The sequence below is a fragment of the Aequorivita echinoideorum genome (genome assembly GCF_018476645.1).
GTDB classification, from domain to species: Bacteria; Bacteroidota; Bacteroidia; order Flavobacteriales; family Flavobacteriaceae; genus Aequorivita; species Aequorivita echinoideorum.
In genome coordinates this window covers 170,816-184,344 of sequence record NZ_JAHCTB010000005.1, presented here as the reverse complement: position 1 = coordinate 184,344, position 13,529 = coordinate 170,816, and the positions used below count along the sequence as shown (strand labels likewise).

The following is a 13,529-nucleotide window of genomic DNA, read 5'->3' as shown; positions in this document are numbered from 1 at the left end:
TCCTTATTTTTGTTTTCAAAGATATAAATTGTTTATGGTTTATAGTTGGCTACTTCGGCGATAGACCCTAAGTAAAATTGAATCCTAAACTTCTTATCAAGATGAAAAAAATACTCATTTCCATCGGAATATTTTTCAGCATAAACCTTTCCGCACAGGAAGCTTATAAATTTACTACCATTACAGACCTTGAGGCCTTGCCAGTTATAAGCCAAGGAAATACGGGTACTTGTTGGAGTTTTAGCGGCACTTCGTTTTTGGAAAGTGAAATAATTCGGCTAACTGGTAAGCGAATAGATTTAAGCGAAATGTACCAAGTGCGGAACACCTATCCCCTAAAAGCTGAAAATTACATAATGCGGCAGGGAAAAGCGCAATTCAGTGAAGGTGGACTCGCGCATGACGTTTTGAATTCGGTTGAAAAACATGGATTGATGCCACAGGAAGCCTTCAGCGGATTGTTTCAAAATGAAAAAAGTCATAACCACGCTGAACTGGTTGCCATACTCGAAGCTATGTTAAAAACGTATGTGGATAATCCTGGTAAAAAGTTGAGCGCAAAATGGAAGCCTGCTATTGAAGGCGTGCTTGATGCATATCTTGGTAAAAATAACTTGAATTTTACGTACGGGGGAAAACAATATACACCACAAAGTTTTCTTGAAATGACGGGGATTCAGCCCTCAGACTATATAAATATCACAAGTTTTACGCACGCTCCTTTTTATTCTCAATTTATTCTGAATATTCCCGATAACTGGAGCAATGGCAGTTTTTATAATGTACCTCTTGATGAAATGATGACTACTATCAATAATGCTTTGGAAAAAGGTTTTACCGTTGAACTGGATTGCGATGTTAGCGAGCGGACATTTTCTTCAAAAGATGGGGTTGCTATAATCCCTGAAAATTCCGAAAATAACATAAAAGCGCTCCAAGGAATTTATCCAGAAAAAACCATCACCCAGCAGTACCGCCAAGAAGAATTTGAGAATTATAATACTACAGATGATCATTTAATGCACATAACCGGGATGCTACGTGACCAAAACGGAACCAAGTACTATAAGGTAAAAAATAGCTGGGGAACAGACGAAAGCCGAAATGCCCACGGCGGCTATGTATATTTTAGCGAGACCTATATGCGGTTGAAAGCCATAAGCATTACCGTGCACAAAGATGCGTTGCCAAAAAATATTTCAAAAAAATTGAATATTTAAAACGAAAATCTCTCGGAGAAAAAATTCGTTTTTAAGTTGGCTCAAAAATTGATACATTTGGAATCTATGAAAAAGTGGTTGTTTATAGCATTGTTATTACCTGTTTTTGTTTCAGCGCAATCAGATTTTGAAACACGTTTCCTTAGAATAAATGCAACCACCCTTCCTGAAATTGAAGATTTAACCACGTACTCTTTGATTTCCACTTCAAAATTTTCTGAAAAAGTCCCATCGTTTAAAATGACGCGTGAAAATTATCGGAAGGAAGTTAATATGCTAGAGGCGATGACCAATAACCAGCAATATATCGCTTCAGATATTGAAATAAAATTGAATCCTCAGGAATATGGAGTTTTTGGTAGCGGAAGTTATCCAGCCGATGGTTCAACGGCGGTTCCAAATGTTGCGTACAAGGAAGCCCAACGCGGTTTATTGGTAACAGATAGTTGTCCTCCTTTTGGTATTTGTCCGCGCTGCGCCCCATCAAGGATTGGGAATGGTTCTTTCGGGTTTCGCGGTGGTAGATATTAAATCTTTCTTTTAGGAAATCAATTCGATACCGTCTTCCTTAATAATTATTTGCTTATCCTTATAAAGTGTACCAATTGCTTTTTTGAAGCTCTTCTTGCTCATACCCAACTCATTTTTGATGACATCCGGCTCAGATTTATCGTGTAATGGTAGAAATCCTCCGGCAGCTTCCAATTCTTCCCTAATGTAGTTTGCGTTGGGCTCAATACTTTTATAACCCGGAGTTTGAAGTACAATATCAATTTTATTATCCTCCCTTATTTTTTTGATGTACGCCTTCATCCTATCTCCGGTTCGTATGTCCTCAAAAATATCTTCAATGTAAATCAATCCCTTGTGAATTCCGTTGATGATGACATTTGCGCCTTTTTCGGTAATATGCGTTACCAAAATATTCACCTCGTCAAAATTTTCAACGGTAAGATTTTCATTTTGAAGAAATTTGTTGGTTTTGCTGGAGCCAACCAATCGGTTTGTTTTTTCGTCAATATATAGATACACTATATACCAATTTCCCTTTTTCATTGGTCGCGCTTGCTCTTTGAAGGGAACAAAAAGTTGTTTTTCAAGCCCCCAATCCATAAAGGCACCATATTGGGTAACATCACTACAATGCAAATATCCAAATGTATTGAGCAATAGAAAAGGCTCCAAAGTTGTAGCTATGGGACGCTCCTCGTTATCCAAATAAATGAAAACGGTTATTTGATCTCCTATTTCAAAAGTTTCGGGTTTATATTTATGTGGCAGAAGCACAACATTTTCTTCTTCATCTCCCAAATACAGGCCGGGATCGGTCTCCCGTAAAATGGTAAGCGTATTGAATTCACCTAGTTTTATCATATGGCAAAGATAGCTGTTTTAAGTTCAAAAAAATTTCATAACGGTTGTTCAACCAATCAAGTTTCTTCCTAACTTCACGTAAATGAAATATTTATCACCACATAATTTTCCGCAACAAATTCCCCTGAACCAAATACTGGAGACGGATATTGGCAAGCTATATTTCTACGAAAATATTGTTGTGATGGAAGTGGACGAAGGCGTTGTGCTTTCCTATAAAAATGGATTTTCGATACTTATACAGGGACTCAATATTTTAGAAGGAAGACCTTTCGTTTATATCTCAAATAGAATCCACTCCTATTCCATCAAACTTCCAGATTACAAATATTTGAATAAAGTCCCGACGCTTCGTGGTGTAGCCGTAGTAACCTATACCGAAGTAGCGAGCATGAATATAATGCTGGAGGCTACTTTCTGTAAAAAACCCTTTCGGCAATTTGGAACCATGGCCGATGCTTATAATTGGTCACGAAATTTGTTAGGCTATAAATCTGAAATAGTCTAGCAGGACTTTGTCATTAATTTTTGATGGCGTAAATATTTCCAAAATAGCGGGTCTATCTTCATTTTCAAGAAATTCTTTAAGATTTGCATTTAAATCTTCCTCGTTTTCAGCTGAAGTATATTCAAAATTATACATCTCGGCGAGATGTTTGGCATTCATAGTGTGTTGTGTTTCAAAATACGTTTTAAAAACTTCGCTATCCTTTTCGCCCGGAAGAATTCTGAAAATGCCCCCACCCCTATTGTTTATGATAATTATTTTGAAATTCTTCGGGATGTAATTGTTCCAAAGTGCGTTGCTGTCATAAAAAAAACTGAGATCACCCGTAATTAAAATAGTAGGCAAGGCTGAAGCCACGGCACTTCCCAAAGCAGTACTAGTGCTGCCATCAATACCACTTGTCCCGCGATTGCAAAAAACCTGAATGGAAGAATCTATTTCAAAAAGTTGGGCATAGCGAATAGTGGCGCTGTTGCTCAATTGAAGCTGAATTTGCTTTGAAAGATTTTTGAAAAGTATTGAAAATACCTTAAAATCTGAAAATGGAATTTTATGTTCATATTCTGCGTGTTTCAAAAGCCGGTGCTGCTTCACCCGAAGCCAATCGGCTTTATAGCTACTGATCACATTTTTTGTCTTCGGAAGAAATTCATTTAAAAATACGGATGGCTTTGTTTCAAAATATTGATTAAGGGCAAAGAAAGTATCATTTGCATCATGTAAATCGACATGCCAATGTTCCTTTGGAGTGTAATTTCTCAAAAATGACTTTATTCTTTTGGAAACAATCATTCCGCCAAAAGTCAATAAAATATCAGGCTTTAAATCTTCAAAATTCTTAGATTCCAGAGAAGATATCAATTGATCTATTGCAGGAAAAAATTGGTTATTTGAAACATTCGAAGTCGTTTCCGTGAGTACAATTACGCTCTCATCTGCTGCTAATTTTTCAATAAAATCCTGCTCAATGCTATTGGGAGGTAGCACTCCAATCAAAATCATTTTTTTTGCGCTCTTGTTCCAAATCTTGGCAAATGGCTCTAAATCTTCCTCAATTTTAAACGATTCTAGGCGTGGCCTTACATTTTGTGGCCAGACTATCTGTCTATCCGTAGTTTCGTAGAGCGGCTCAGAAAAAGGAATATTAACGTGAACCGGCCCATTGAGTTCAATAGCCGTATTCAAAGCAATGTTGATTTCCGTTTCATTTTTTATTTGGAAATCTTCTTCGATGTCACCGCCTTCACTTTCCTCACAATTTGCACTATATAAAATGTGGTTTTTATACACATTTTCTTGGCGGATGGTTTGCCCATCCCCTATATCAATCAATTTTTTAGGTCTATCTGCGGAAACAACGATAAGCGGGATATTACTATAAAAAGCCTCTGCAATTGCGGGATAATAATTAAGAAGCGCAGACCCAGAAGTACAAACCAAAACTGCTGGCTTCTTGGTTTGCTGGGCAATACCTATAGCAAAAAAAGCGGCACAACGCTCGTCTACAACACTATAGGTTTTAAATTCAGGATTTTCCGCAAAACCGATAGTCAATGGTGCGTTACGGGAACCTGGAGAAATAATTATTTGGGTTATGCCCTTTTCCAAACAAAGTTGGGTAAAGGTTTGCGAGAGGATTTTATTCGAAAATTTCATAGAGGCAAATGTACAAATACACCCCAAATATTATAGCATTGGCTTCAACACTTCCAGCATGGTTTGCATTTTATTTTGGGTTTCCTCCCATTCCTCTGCGGCAATTGAGCTTATGGTAATGCCTCCACCTACAAAAATTCGGGCCTTTCCGTCCAAAATTTTCATACAACGGAGATTCACCATTAATGTTGAAGTGGCATCCTTTGCATTTATGGGGCCCAAAAATCCGGTATAGAATTCACGTTTATGCCTTTCATTTTTCAGAATAAAATCTTTTGCGATTTTCTGCGGAGTGCCACAAACGGCGGGTGTGGGATGCAAAGCGGCGGCAATGGTGGTCAACGTAGCCTTTCCGCGTTTCACCATTCCGGTAATATCCGTGCGCAGATGCAAAAGTGAACCCGCACGGTGCGTATAGGCCTTGGAAACCTTCAGTACCGAAGTTACTTTTTGTAGACTGGTGGTGATTGCTTCGGTTACCAATTGCTGTTCATCAATTTCCTTTGGGGGCCAAATAACGGGTTCGCGCCCATCATCTTTTTGTGTACCGGCGAGCGCCATTGTCTTGAAGGCGGCATCATTTATCTCCACCAAAATTTCTGGGGTAGCTCCACACCACATATCTGTTTCTGGGTGGAACCATATGTATTTAAACGCGTCGGGATTGCTACCAAAAAGTTGATTTATAAGTGTTTCAATATCAAAATTTGGTAGCTCAAATTCTTTGGAGCGGGAAAGTACAATTTTTACTGCCTTTCGCGATTTTATATATTCAATAGTTTTTTCAACTAGTTGAATGTACTTTTTTTTCTGAACTGTGGATTTTGGAGTTTTAACTGCTGAAGGTTTAGAATTTTCAAAATTTTCGGGAAATTGGGCAGAGTTGAAATTTTGCTTGGGAATGTAATAGGCAATATCTTCATAATCAAAAGGCGCAAATACAAAACCTTCAGCAGAAAGTGATTGTGTGGTGTGCAGGATTGCGTCGTCTTGAAAAATTATGTTCAAAGTATTTTCCTTTGGATAACTAAAAAGAACAAAGGGTAATTTTTTTGAATAATGCTCAGAAACTTTGGCGACAAGCTTGGGAAAATCCATTAGTTATTTTTCGGTAGCGTAAGCGTGGTTAATTTAATTAATGATATCAAATTTTTATGGTCGTCCGTAATTTTTATTTGCCATAATTGAGTTGTGCGACCTTTATGGATAATATTTGCCTTAGCATACACATAACCATCCTTTACGCTCTTCACGTGATTTGCCGCAATTTCAATTCCCCGGACTACTACTTCTTTTGAATTTAAAAAAATAAAGGCTCCGGCACTGCCCACACTTTCCGCCAATGCCACAGATGCACCACCGTGCAATACGCCATCTGGTTGATGGACTTTACTGGTCACGGGCATTTTCGCCACTATAAAATCCTCGCCTACTTCCGTGAATTCTATACCCAACGTTTCCATCAGGGTATTTTGGCACATTTTATTACAGGCCGCGATAATTTCTTGGTTAGTCATGCTATATATTTACATTTGTAAAAATACGAAATGACATTTACAAACGGTTTGGAAAAAAAAGTTTCTTACACAGCAACGAATACGTATAGTGTTCTGAATGAATATTCTGATAAAACTAAAAATGTTTGGATTGTTTTCCACGGAATGGGCTATTTGAGCAAATATTTCATAAACTATTTTTCTGAATTAAATAGTGAAGAAAATTTTATTATTGCGCCGCAAGCACCTGCAAAATATTACCAAGATTCAAATTTTAAGAGAATAGGAGCATCGTGGCTTACGCGCGAAAACACGGAAGATGAAACAAAAAATATCCTACGCTATATGGATAAGATTTTTGAAACAGAAATTCCCAAAGAAATTAACAATTTAATTGTCATGGGATATTCGCAGGGTGTATCCATTGCCACGCGATGGGTTGCATCTCGAAAAATAAATTGCAACCATTTATTGCTCCATTCTGGGGGAATCCCAAAGGAATTAAAAAAGGAAGATTTCGATTTTCTTAATCCCAAAACCAAAGTCACTTACCTTTATGGCGATAATGATCCTTACATTACTGAAGCGCGCAAAACTGAAGCTCATCTTCAAGCCTCAGAACTCTTTGGTAAACAACTAAAAGTTGAGGTTTTTCAAGGTGTTCACGAAGTTAATACCAATTTTTTGAAAGAATTGGCCAAATAACAATGTGAATTTTTTGTGCATTTCATCGAATATTTTTGCACATTATCATAGAATATAGTTCTTTTACACTGTTTTAAAAGATCATATTCAAGCCCCAAATGATGAAAACTACTCTATTTACCTGTGCATTTATGTTTTTTGCGAGTGTGCTAGTAGCACAAATAAGCGAAAAGGAAAAACAAGTTCTTATTGATTTTTACAATACCACTAATGGACCGGAATGGGTAGATGGTTGGGATCTGGAGCAACCGGTCAATCAATGGAACGGTGTTACTGTTGAAAATAATAGTGTTACCTCAATACGATTATTGTTCAATAATGTGAATGGAACCTTGCCTTCATCTCTTGGAGAATTGGAAAACTTGAAGGTTTTGGAATTGAGTTTCAATCCTATCTCTGGAGCGATTCCAGCTGAATTGGGCAATTTGAAAAACCTTGAAATCTTGGCAATAAATGGTGCTTCACTAACAGGTGAGATTCCGGAGGAACTTGGAAACTTATCTAATTTGAAGCAGTTGCATTTGAGTAGCAACCAATTGTCTGGAAGTGTGCCGCAAAATGTTACCAATCTTAAAAAAATTGAAGTTTTCAATATTTTTGAAAATAGACTAAGTGGTAATTTACCAGCAGGTTTGGCTAAATGCAGAAATTTAAAAGAACTTATAGTAGCGGAAAATAATTTTACAAACCACGAAAATTTTTCTGTGGTGTTGCTTTCCAAATCAGGTTCATCGATGAACTTTTTGGATCTTTCCGCTCAAAATGATTTTGGTCGCTCAGTTATCGCACTTGAAACTGAGGACTCTGACGATTAGTATTAATTCCTCACATTTTTCTTTAATTCCTAAACGGCTCAAATTGAGTCGTTTATTTTTTTTGGCAGTATTTAGTAATAAAAATTAGTGCATTTCATCGATTAAATTTTCACGTTAACGTGTTTTTATTTAATATTGTCTTTGATTATGAAAGCAATCCCCACTTGCTTAGTAATCATTAAAGCTTAATATTTGGTTAAAAACAAGCTTTCTAAAGGCGGCCTTTTCGGGCCGCTTTTCTTATTTATTACAATGGATGACCGGCACTTCTACCTTTTCAATAGAATTGTGCGAATTCCAAACAGGGATGACTGCAGAAAATCCAGATTTATTGATTATGTACCTAGCTGGTTGGAGTAAATTTGCCATAGAGAATCCCGCCGAAAAGGACAATAAACTTTTGGGGAATTTAGCTGGAGTCAAGAGTGTTTTAGAACTTTATTCTGCGAATTTGGGCAAGGGTATTTCTAAAGACAGAAAAATTGAGAAATTACTAAAGATGAATAATGAAGAATTGAAAGAATACGTTGAAAAACAAATCTAGTTGTCATCAAATAGACTGATAAAAAAACCGCAACCCTCACAGGTTGCGGTTTTGATTTTAAGCTTTTCCCAATTCCCCCTTCGGGGATTAGGGGGCTTTTACTTCACTTCTTCAAAATCTACGTCCTCAACATCGCTGTTTTCGGAACCTCCGCCAGTGCTGCCCTGCTGTGCTCCTGCCCCGGCATCACCGGTTGGGGCGCCTTGCTGTTCTGCTTGGGCTTTGTACATTTCTTCAGAAGCGGTTTTCCAAGCTTCGTTTATTTTATCCAAAGCAGGTTGAATGGTTTCAACTTCTTTGGTTTCGTACGCTTTCTTCAGTTCTTCCAAAGCATCTTCAATTGGCTTTTTCTTATCGTCAGATAATTTATCGCCAAACTCCTTCAATTGCTTTTCAGTCTGGAAGATTATTCCATCCGCTTCATTCAGTTTTTCAACTTTTTCTTTCGCATTTTTATCGCTTTCGGCATTTGCCTCGGCATCCGCTTTCATCTTTTTGATTTCCTCTTCAGTCAATCCAGAAGAAGCCTCAATACGGATATCCTGCGTTTTGTTGGTCGCCTTGTCGGTAGCGCTTACTTTGATAATACCGTTGGCATCAATATCAAACGTTACCTCAATCTGTGGCGTACCGCGCTGTGCTGGTGGAATACCATCCAAATGGAAACGACCGATTGTTTTGTTGTCGTTCGCCATTGGGCGCTCTCCTTGCAACACGTGAATTTCAACACTCGGCTGATTGTCTGCCGCAGTAGAAAACACTTGACTTTTCTTAGTTGGGATGGTTGTATTGGCCTCAATCAATTTGGTCATTACACCGCCCATTGTTTCAATACCAAGGGAAAGTGGCGTTACGTCCAAAAGAAGTACGTCTTTTACATCTCCAGTCAATACACCACCTTGAATCGCAGCACCTACGGCCACAACTTCGTCTGGGTTTACACCTTTACTCGGTTTTTTTCCGAAGAATTTCTCCACCGCTTCCTGCACTGCAGGAATACGGGTAGAACCACCAACCAAAATTACTTCGTCAATATCGCTTTTACTCAATCCGGCAGCTTTCAGTGCTTTTTCGCATGGGGCTATTGTTCTTTTTACAAGATCCTCGATCAATTGCTCGAACTTGGCGCGCGTCAACGTTTTTACCAAGTGCTTTGGTCCGCTGGCAGTAGCTGTAATGTATGGCAAATTGATTTCAGTTTGGGTTGAGGAAGACAATTCAATTTTTGCTTTCTCGGCAGCTTCCTTCAAACGCTGAAGCGCCATTGGATCTTTCTTCAAATCAAAATCTTCTTCTTTTTTAAATTCGTCAGCCAACCAGTTAATGATTTTTTGGTCAACATCATCACCACCCAAGTGGGTATCACCATCGGTAGCCAGTACTTCAAAAACGCCGTCACCCAATTCAAGGATACTCACGTCATGCGTACCACCACCAAAATCAAAAACTACTATTTTTTGGTCGGTTCCTTTTTTGTCAAGACCATACGCAAGTGCAGCAGCCGTTGGCTCGTTGATGATTCGTTCCACTTTAAGTCCGGCAATTTCACCCGCTTCTTTTGTAGCGTGACGCTGACTGTCATTAAAATAGGCAGGAACGGTAATTACCGCGCGGGTAACGTCTTGACCCAAGTAATCCTCAGCGGTTTTCTTCATTTTCTGAAGAATCATCGCGCTCAATTCCTGTGGAGTATACATGCGTCCATCAATATCCACACGAGCGGTATCGTTGTCACCTTTTACCACTTTATAAGCTGCGTGTTCCGCTTCGCTTTTTGATTCTGAATATTTGTTCCCCATAAAACGTTTTATGGAGCTAATGGTTTTTGTTGGGTTTGTAACCGCTTGGCGTTTTGCCGGGTCACCTACTTTAATTTCACCACCTTCCACAAATGCAATCACGGAAGGCGTTGTCCTTTTTCCTTCGGCATTCGGAATAACCGTTGGCTCGCTACCTTCCATCACGGCAACGCAGGAGTTGGTTGTACCTAAGTCGATTCCAATTATTTTACTCATATCTATTGTTTATTGTTATTATTTATTTCTGAAATTTTTAATTGCGGACTGTATAAGACAATGATTATGCCAGCGAAAATTGTATGACAAGGTGGCAGAAAATGGAATTGTGATATTTTGGGCGTGCCCCTAAACGGGTCGGGCTATCAGTGCTACACGATAGCGTCTTCTATCCCTCACGCAAATTCGTACTGTTTTCAAAATTTAAGTTTATCAAAGCATATTGAAGCAATTAACGTTCCCTTAAAACAAATGCATTTTTACAATTTGTACTTTTAAATTCTTTGAAAAAAGCGAAAAGCGAAAAGCGAAAAGCGAAAAGCGAAAAGTCAAGAGTCAAGAGCCAGAAATCCCATAAACTTATAATCTCATAATCTCATAAACCAAAAATATGAAAGCAGTACAAGTACCAAAAGCAGGAGCCGATTTCAAAATAGTTGAAATTGATAAACCTACCCCAAAAGAAAACGAAGTATTAATTAAAGTTGAAGCATGCGGAATTTGCCACAGCGATAATTTCGTGAAACAGGGCGGTTTCCCCGGGTTGGAATATCCGCGCGTGCCCGGCCACGAAGTTGTGGGTACTATAGAAAAAGTTGGAAAAGATGTGAAAAACTGGAAAAAAGGACAGCGCGTGGGCGTAGGCTGGCACGGTGGCCATTGCTTTACTTGCAAGCCCTGCCGTCGTGGTATGTTCATTAATTGCGAAAACGCCAAGGTCTGCGGAATATCGTACGACGGTGGTTATGCCGAATATATGTGCGCGCCGCAGGAAGCGGTAGCAAGCATTCCGAAGGAACTTTCTTCCGAAGAAGCGGCGCCGCTTTTGTGTGCCGGAATTACCGTGTACAATGCCATTCGAAACAGTAACATCCGTCCCGGCGATGTGGTTGCGGTACAAGGAATTGGCGGTCTGGGTCACTTGGCGGTTCAGTATGCAAAGAAAATGGGAATGAGAGTAGTTGCCCTCTCCCATTCTGATGACAAAAAGAAACTCGCCAAAGATTTGGGCGCGCACCATTACATTAATTCCAAAAAGGAAGATGCCGTAAAAGAACTACAAAAATTGGGTGGCGCCAAATTGATTGTCGCCACCGCACCGCACGCAGATGCCATTAGTTCGGTGATTGACGGGTTGGGAATTGACGGCCAGTTAATCTGCATCGGTGCAACGGGAGATGCCATTGAAGTTTCGCCAATGCAATTGCTGCAACAGCGAAAATCCGTTTCCGGTTGGCCCAGCGGGACCGCGATAGAAAGTGAGGATACCCTCAATTTTAGCGCATTGACCGGAACAAAGCCAATGATTGAAACCTTCAAACTTGATGATGTAGAAAAAGCCTTCAAAAAGATGATGGATAATAAAGCTAGATTTAGAGTGGTGTTGGTTCCATAAAAAATAGAATAGTACGCTTAACCTAAGCTGAAAAATTCCAAATGCCAAAATTTGTTTTTGGCATTTGGAATTTTTTTTTATTCAGAATTTATGCAAAGTAATTCTTCCCATTGTGTGGTATATCGGGAACTTCGTTCTTTTTTAATGAGTTCCCATTCGTTAACGCGCGTACCTACTAATCCTGAAGAAATGGTCGCTTTCCCGAATTTTCGATTGATGGCATCAAAGGTTTTTATAAGCTTTTCATTGTTCAATTTTGATGGCTGGTGGAACAGATTTCCCTGCACATACTCCTCGGGAATAATTCCGCTCAGGTCCACTCCCACTTTTTTATAGCGATAGCCCGGTTTGTAAATTTCAACCAGTGCCTTTCGTGCGGCGGTAATAAGCTTGAACGTATCGTTTGTGGGAATATCCAATGTCACCGTTCGTTTATTAGAATATTGCTTGTCCACATTACTATGGTAATTGGTAACGATGAACACGTGGACATAGGTAGCGCAGGATTTTTGGGCGCGTAATATTTCACTCACTTCGCTAATATAGTAAGCACAAGCTTCTTCAATACGTTCTAAATCGAGCAATTTTATGCCGAAGGATTTTGCGGTACCAATTCCTTTTTTTGGTGGCGGTTGGGTTACAAATTCCTTACAGGGTTCGCCTCTAAGTTCCCGCCACGTGCGCTCCCCCACCACGGTCATCTCTTTTCGAACCCATTGCAATGGTATTTCAGTAAATTGAAAGGCATTAAAAACTCCAATATTTTTCAGACGTTCTGCGTGCTTTCTACCGATGCCCCAAACATCACCTATCTCACACCATTTCAACGCTTCAATTCTTTTTTCTTTGGAATCGATTACAAAAACGTGATTGTTTTCTTCAATTTTCTTGGACATTCGGTTTGCGAGCTTTGCCAATACTTTTGTGGGCGCAATGCCTACGCCCACGGGCAATCCCGTATTTCGGAAAATAGTATCTTTTATTAAATGCCCATATTCATATAGGGAAAAGTTGTTCATCCCTGAGAGATCCACAAAGGCTTCATCAATACTGTAAATTTCAACATTCGGTGAAAATGTGCCGAGGATATTCATTACCCGTTGGGACATCTCTCCATAAAGCGTGTAATTGGAAGAGAAAAAATTCACTTTTCGGGCAACCAACTGGTCTTTAATTTTGAAAACAGGCTCAAACATGGGGATATCCGTAATTGCCTTCGCCTCTTTGTTTGCTGCAATAACACAGCCATCATTGTTGCTTAAAACCACCACAGGTTTTCCCAAAAGATCGGGACGAAAAACCTGTTCGCAGCAAGCATAAAAGCTATTGCAATCAACTAAAGCAATCATCGGGCGTAGTGGATTATATAAGTAATTATTCCCCAAACGGTGATTTCTTCCTCTGAAAAACCAAACGGAATTCGCTGAATCTTAAATTCACCTTCTTTTATAACAAGCGCCAAATCATTAAAAGTTCGAGATAGCGAGCGGTCAATAACCAATACATCCTTATCGAGAATATTATATTCCGTAAAGGCATTTCCATCAATGCGTACAAAAAAGGTGGCGTCGCGATTGATTACCAGTTCTTGATTCAAATCAATAGTGGGTTCCAGATAATGCGTGGCAGGGCTGGAAAAACCAGTCTGTTTTGAGACGCCCGGTTCATGCCGGCTTTTTACTTTTGTGAGTTTGCCCGAAGTGAATATTTCCATATTTCAAAAATAGGAATATTTCCTATTTTATGGAATATTTCCAATTAATTTTATTTACAATTACTATTTTTCAAGTTAGTCATTCC

The 13,529-nt window shown here is 39.2% G+C and carries 14 protein-coding genes; 7 read left to right on the top strand and 7 right to left on the bottom strand.

The features are described from left to right. Positions 1–101 precede the first annotated feature (101 nt). Positions 102–1,220, top strand: a complete 1,119-nt coding sequence (locus KIV10_RS12320; protein ID WP_214114176.1) for a C1 family peptidase — start codon at positions 102–104, stop codon at positions 1,218–1,220. A 66-nt stretch (positions 1,221–1,286) separates the two neighbouring features. Then, the gene (locus KIV10_RS12315; RefSeq protein WP_214114175.1) at positions 1,287–1,751 is read left to right on the top strand and encodes a hypothetical protein; all 465 of its coding nucleotides are present in this window, start codon (positions 1,287–1,289) and stop codon (positions 1,749–1,751) included. Positions 1,752–1,760: 9 nt separating this feature from the next. On the opposite strand, the gene KIV10_RS12310 is transcribed toward KIV10_RS12315, so the two are convergent. Beyond that, positions 1,761–2,594 (bottom strand): CvfB family protein, encoded by an 834-nt coding sequence (locus KIV10_RS12310; RefSeq protein ID WP_214114173.1) that lies wholly within the window; start codon positions 2,592–2,594, stop codon positions 1,761–1,763. Between the two features lie 82 nt (positions 2,595–2,676). Here KIV10_RS12310 and KIV10_RS12305 point away from each other — a divergent pair, with 82 nt between their 5' ends. Next, positions 2,677–3,102, top strand: a complete 426-nt coding sequence (locus KIV10_RS12305) for a hypothetical protein (RefSeq protein WP_214114171.1) — start codon at positions 2,677–2,679, stop codon at positions 3,100–3,102. Here KIV10_RS12305 and menD read toward each other — a convergent pair. Genes menD through KIV10_RS12290 form a run of 3 tightly spaced genes read right to left on the bottom strand, consistent with a single transcriptional unit; the run spans position 3,076 to position 6,275 of the window. Then, positions 3,076–4,758 (bottom strand): 2-succinyl-5-enolpyruvyl-6-hydroxy-3-cyclohexene-1-carboxylic-acid synthase, encoded by a 1,683-nt coding sequence (menD, locus tag KIV10_RS12300; RefSeq protein ID WP_214114169.1) that lies wholly within the window; start codon positions 4,756–4,758, stop codon positions 3,076–3,078. The two genes, KIV10_RS12305 and menD, sit on opposite strands and share 27 nt — an antisense overlap. Before the next feature lie 30 nt (positions 4,759–4,788). Continuing rightward, positions 4,789–5,856, bottom strand: coding sequence for an isochorismate synthase (locus KIV10_RS12295; protein WP_214114167.1), 1,068 nt, complete (start codon positions 5,854–5,856; stop codon positions 4,789–4,791). After that, on the bottom strand, positions 5,856–6,275 hold the full coding sequence (locus KIV10_RS12290) for a PaaI family thioesterase (protein WP_214114165.1): 420 nt from the start codon (positions 6,273–6,275) through the stop codon (positions 5,856–5,858). The genes KIV10_RS12295 and KIV10_RS12290 overlap by 1 nt, the downstream gene beginning before the upstream one ends. A 30-nt stretch (positions 6,276–6,305) precedes the next feature. Between KIV10_RS12290 and KIV10_RS12285 the strand changes: the two genes are divergently transcribed. From KIV10_RS12285 to KIV10_RS12275, 3 genes are all read left to right on the top strand, one after another. Then, on the top strand, positions 6,306–6,959 hold the full coding sequence (locus KIV10_RS12285) for an alpha/beta hydrolase (protein WP_214114164.1): 654 nt from the start codon (positions 6,306–6,308) through the stop codon (positions 6,957–6,959). A gap of 101 nt (positions 6,960–7,060) precedes the next feature. Next, positions 7,061–7,774 (top strand): leucine-rich repeat domain-containing protein, encoded by a 714-nt coding sequence (locus KIV10_RS12280; protein ID WP_214114162.1) that lies wholly within the window; start codon positions 7,061–7,063, stop codon positions 7,772–7,774. Positions 7,775–8,030: 256 nt separating this feature from the next. After that, positions 8,031–8,318 carry a hypothetical protein gene (locus tag KIV10_RS12275; protein WP_214114160.1) on the top strand — a complete coding sequence of 96 codons (288 nt, stop codon included), beginning with the start codon at positions 8,031–8,033 and terminating at the stop codon, positions 8,316–8,318. Positions 8,319–8,416: 98 nt separating this feature from the next. Here KIV10_RS12275 and dnaK read toward each other — a convergent pair whose 3' ends face one another. Next, positions 8,417–10,333 carry a molecular chaperone DnaK gene (gene dnaK, locus KIV10_RS12270; protein ID WP_214114158.1) on the bottom strand — a complete coding sequence of 639 codons (1,917 nt, stop codon included), beginning with the start codon at positions 10,331–10,333 and terminating at the stop codon, positions 8,417–8,419. Positions 10,334–10,724: 391 nt separating this feature from the next. On the opposite strand from dnaK, the gene KIV10_RS12265 reads away from it, so the two are divergent. After that, positions 10,725–11,729: an alcohol dehydrogenase gene (locus KIV10_RS12265; protein WP_214114156.1), complete on the top strand. Its 1,005-nt coding sequence runs from the start codon at positions 10,725–10,727 to the stop codon at positions 11,727–11,729. A gap of 77 nt (positions 11,730–11,806) precedes the next feature. Here the strand turns inward: KIV10_RS12265 and KIV10_RS12260 are convergent, their stop codons facing one another. Further along, positions 11,807–13,078 (bottom strand): Y-family DNA polymerase, encoded by a 1,272-nt coding sequence (locus tag KIV10_RS12260; protein WP_214114154.1) that lies wholly within the window; start codon positions 13,076–13,078, stop codon positions 11,807–11,809. Then, a complete protein-coding gene (locus tag KIV10_RS12255; protein WP_214114152.1) occupies positions 13,075–13,443 on the bottom strand; it encodes a S24 family peptidase in 369 nt (122 codons plus the stop codon). Before KIV10_RS12255 ends, KIV10_RS12260 begins: the two co-directional genes overlap by 4 nt. Between the last annotated feature and the right edge of the window lie 86 nt (positions 13,444–13,529).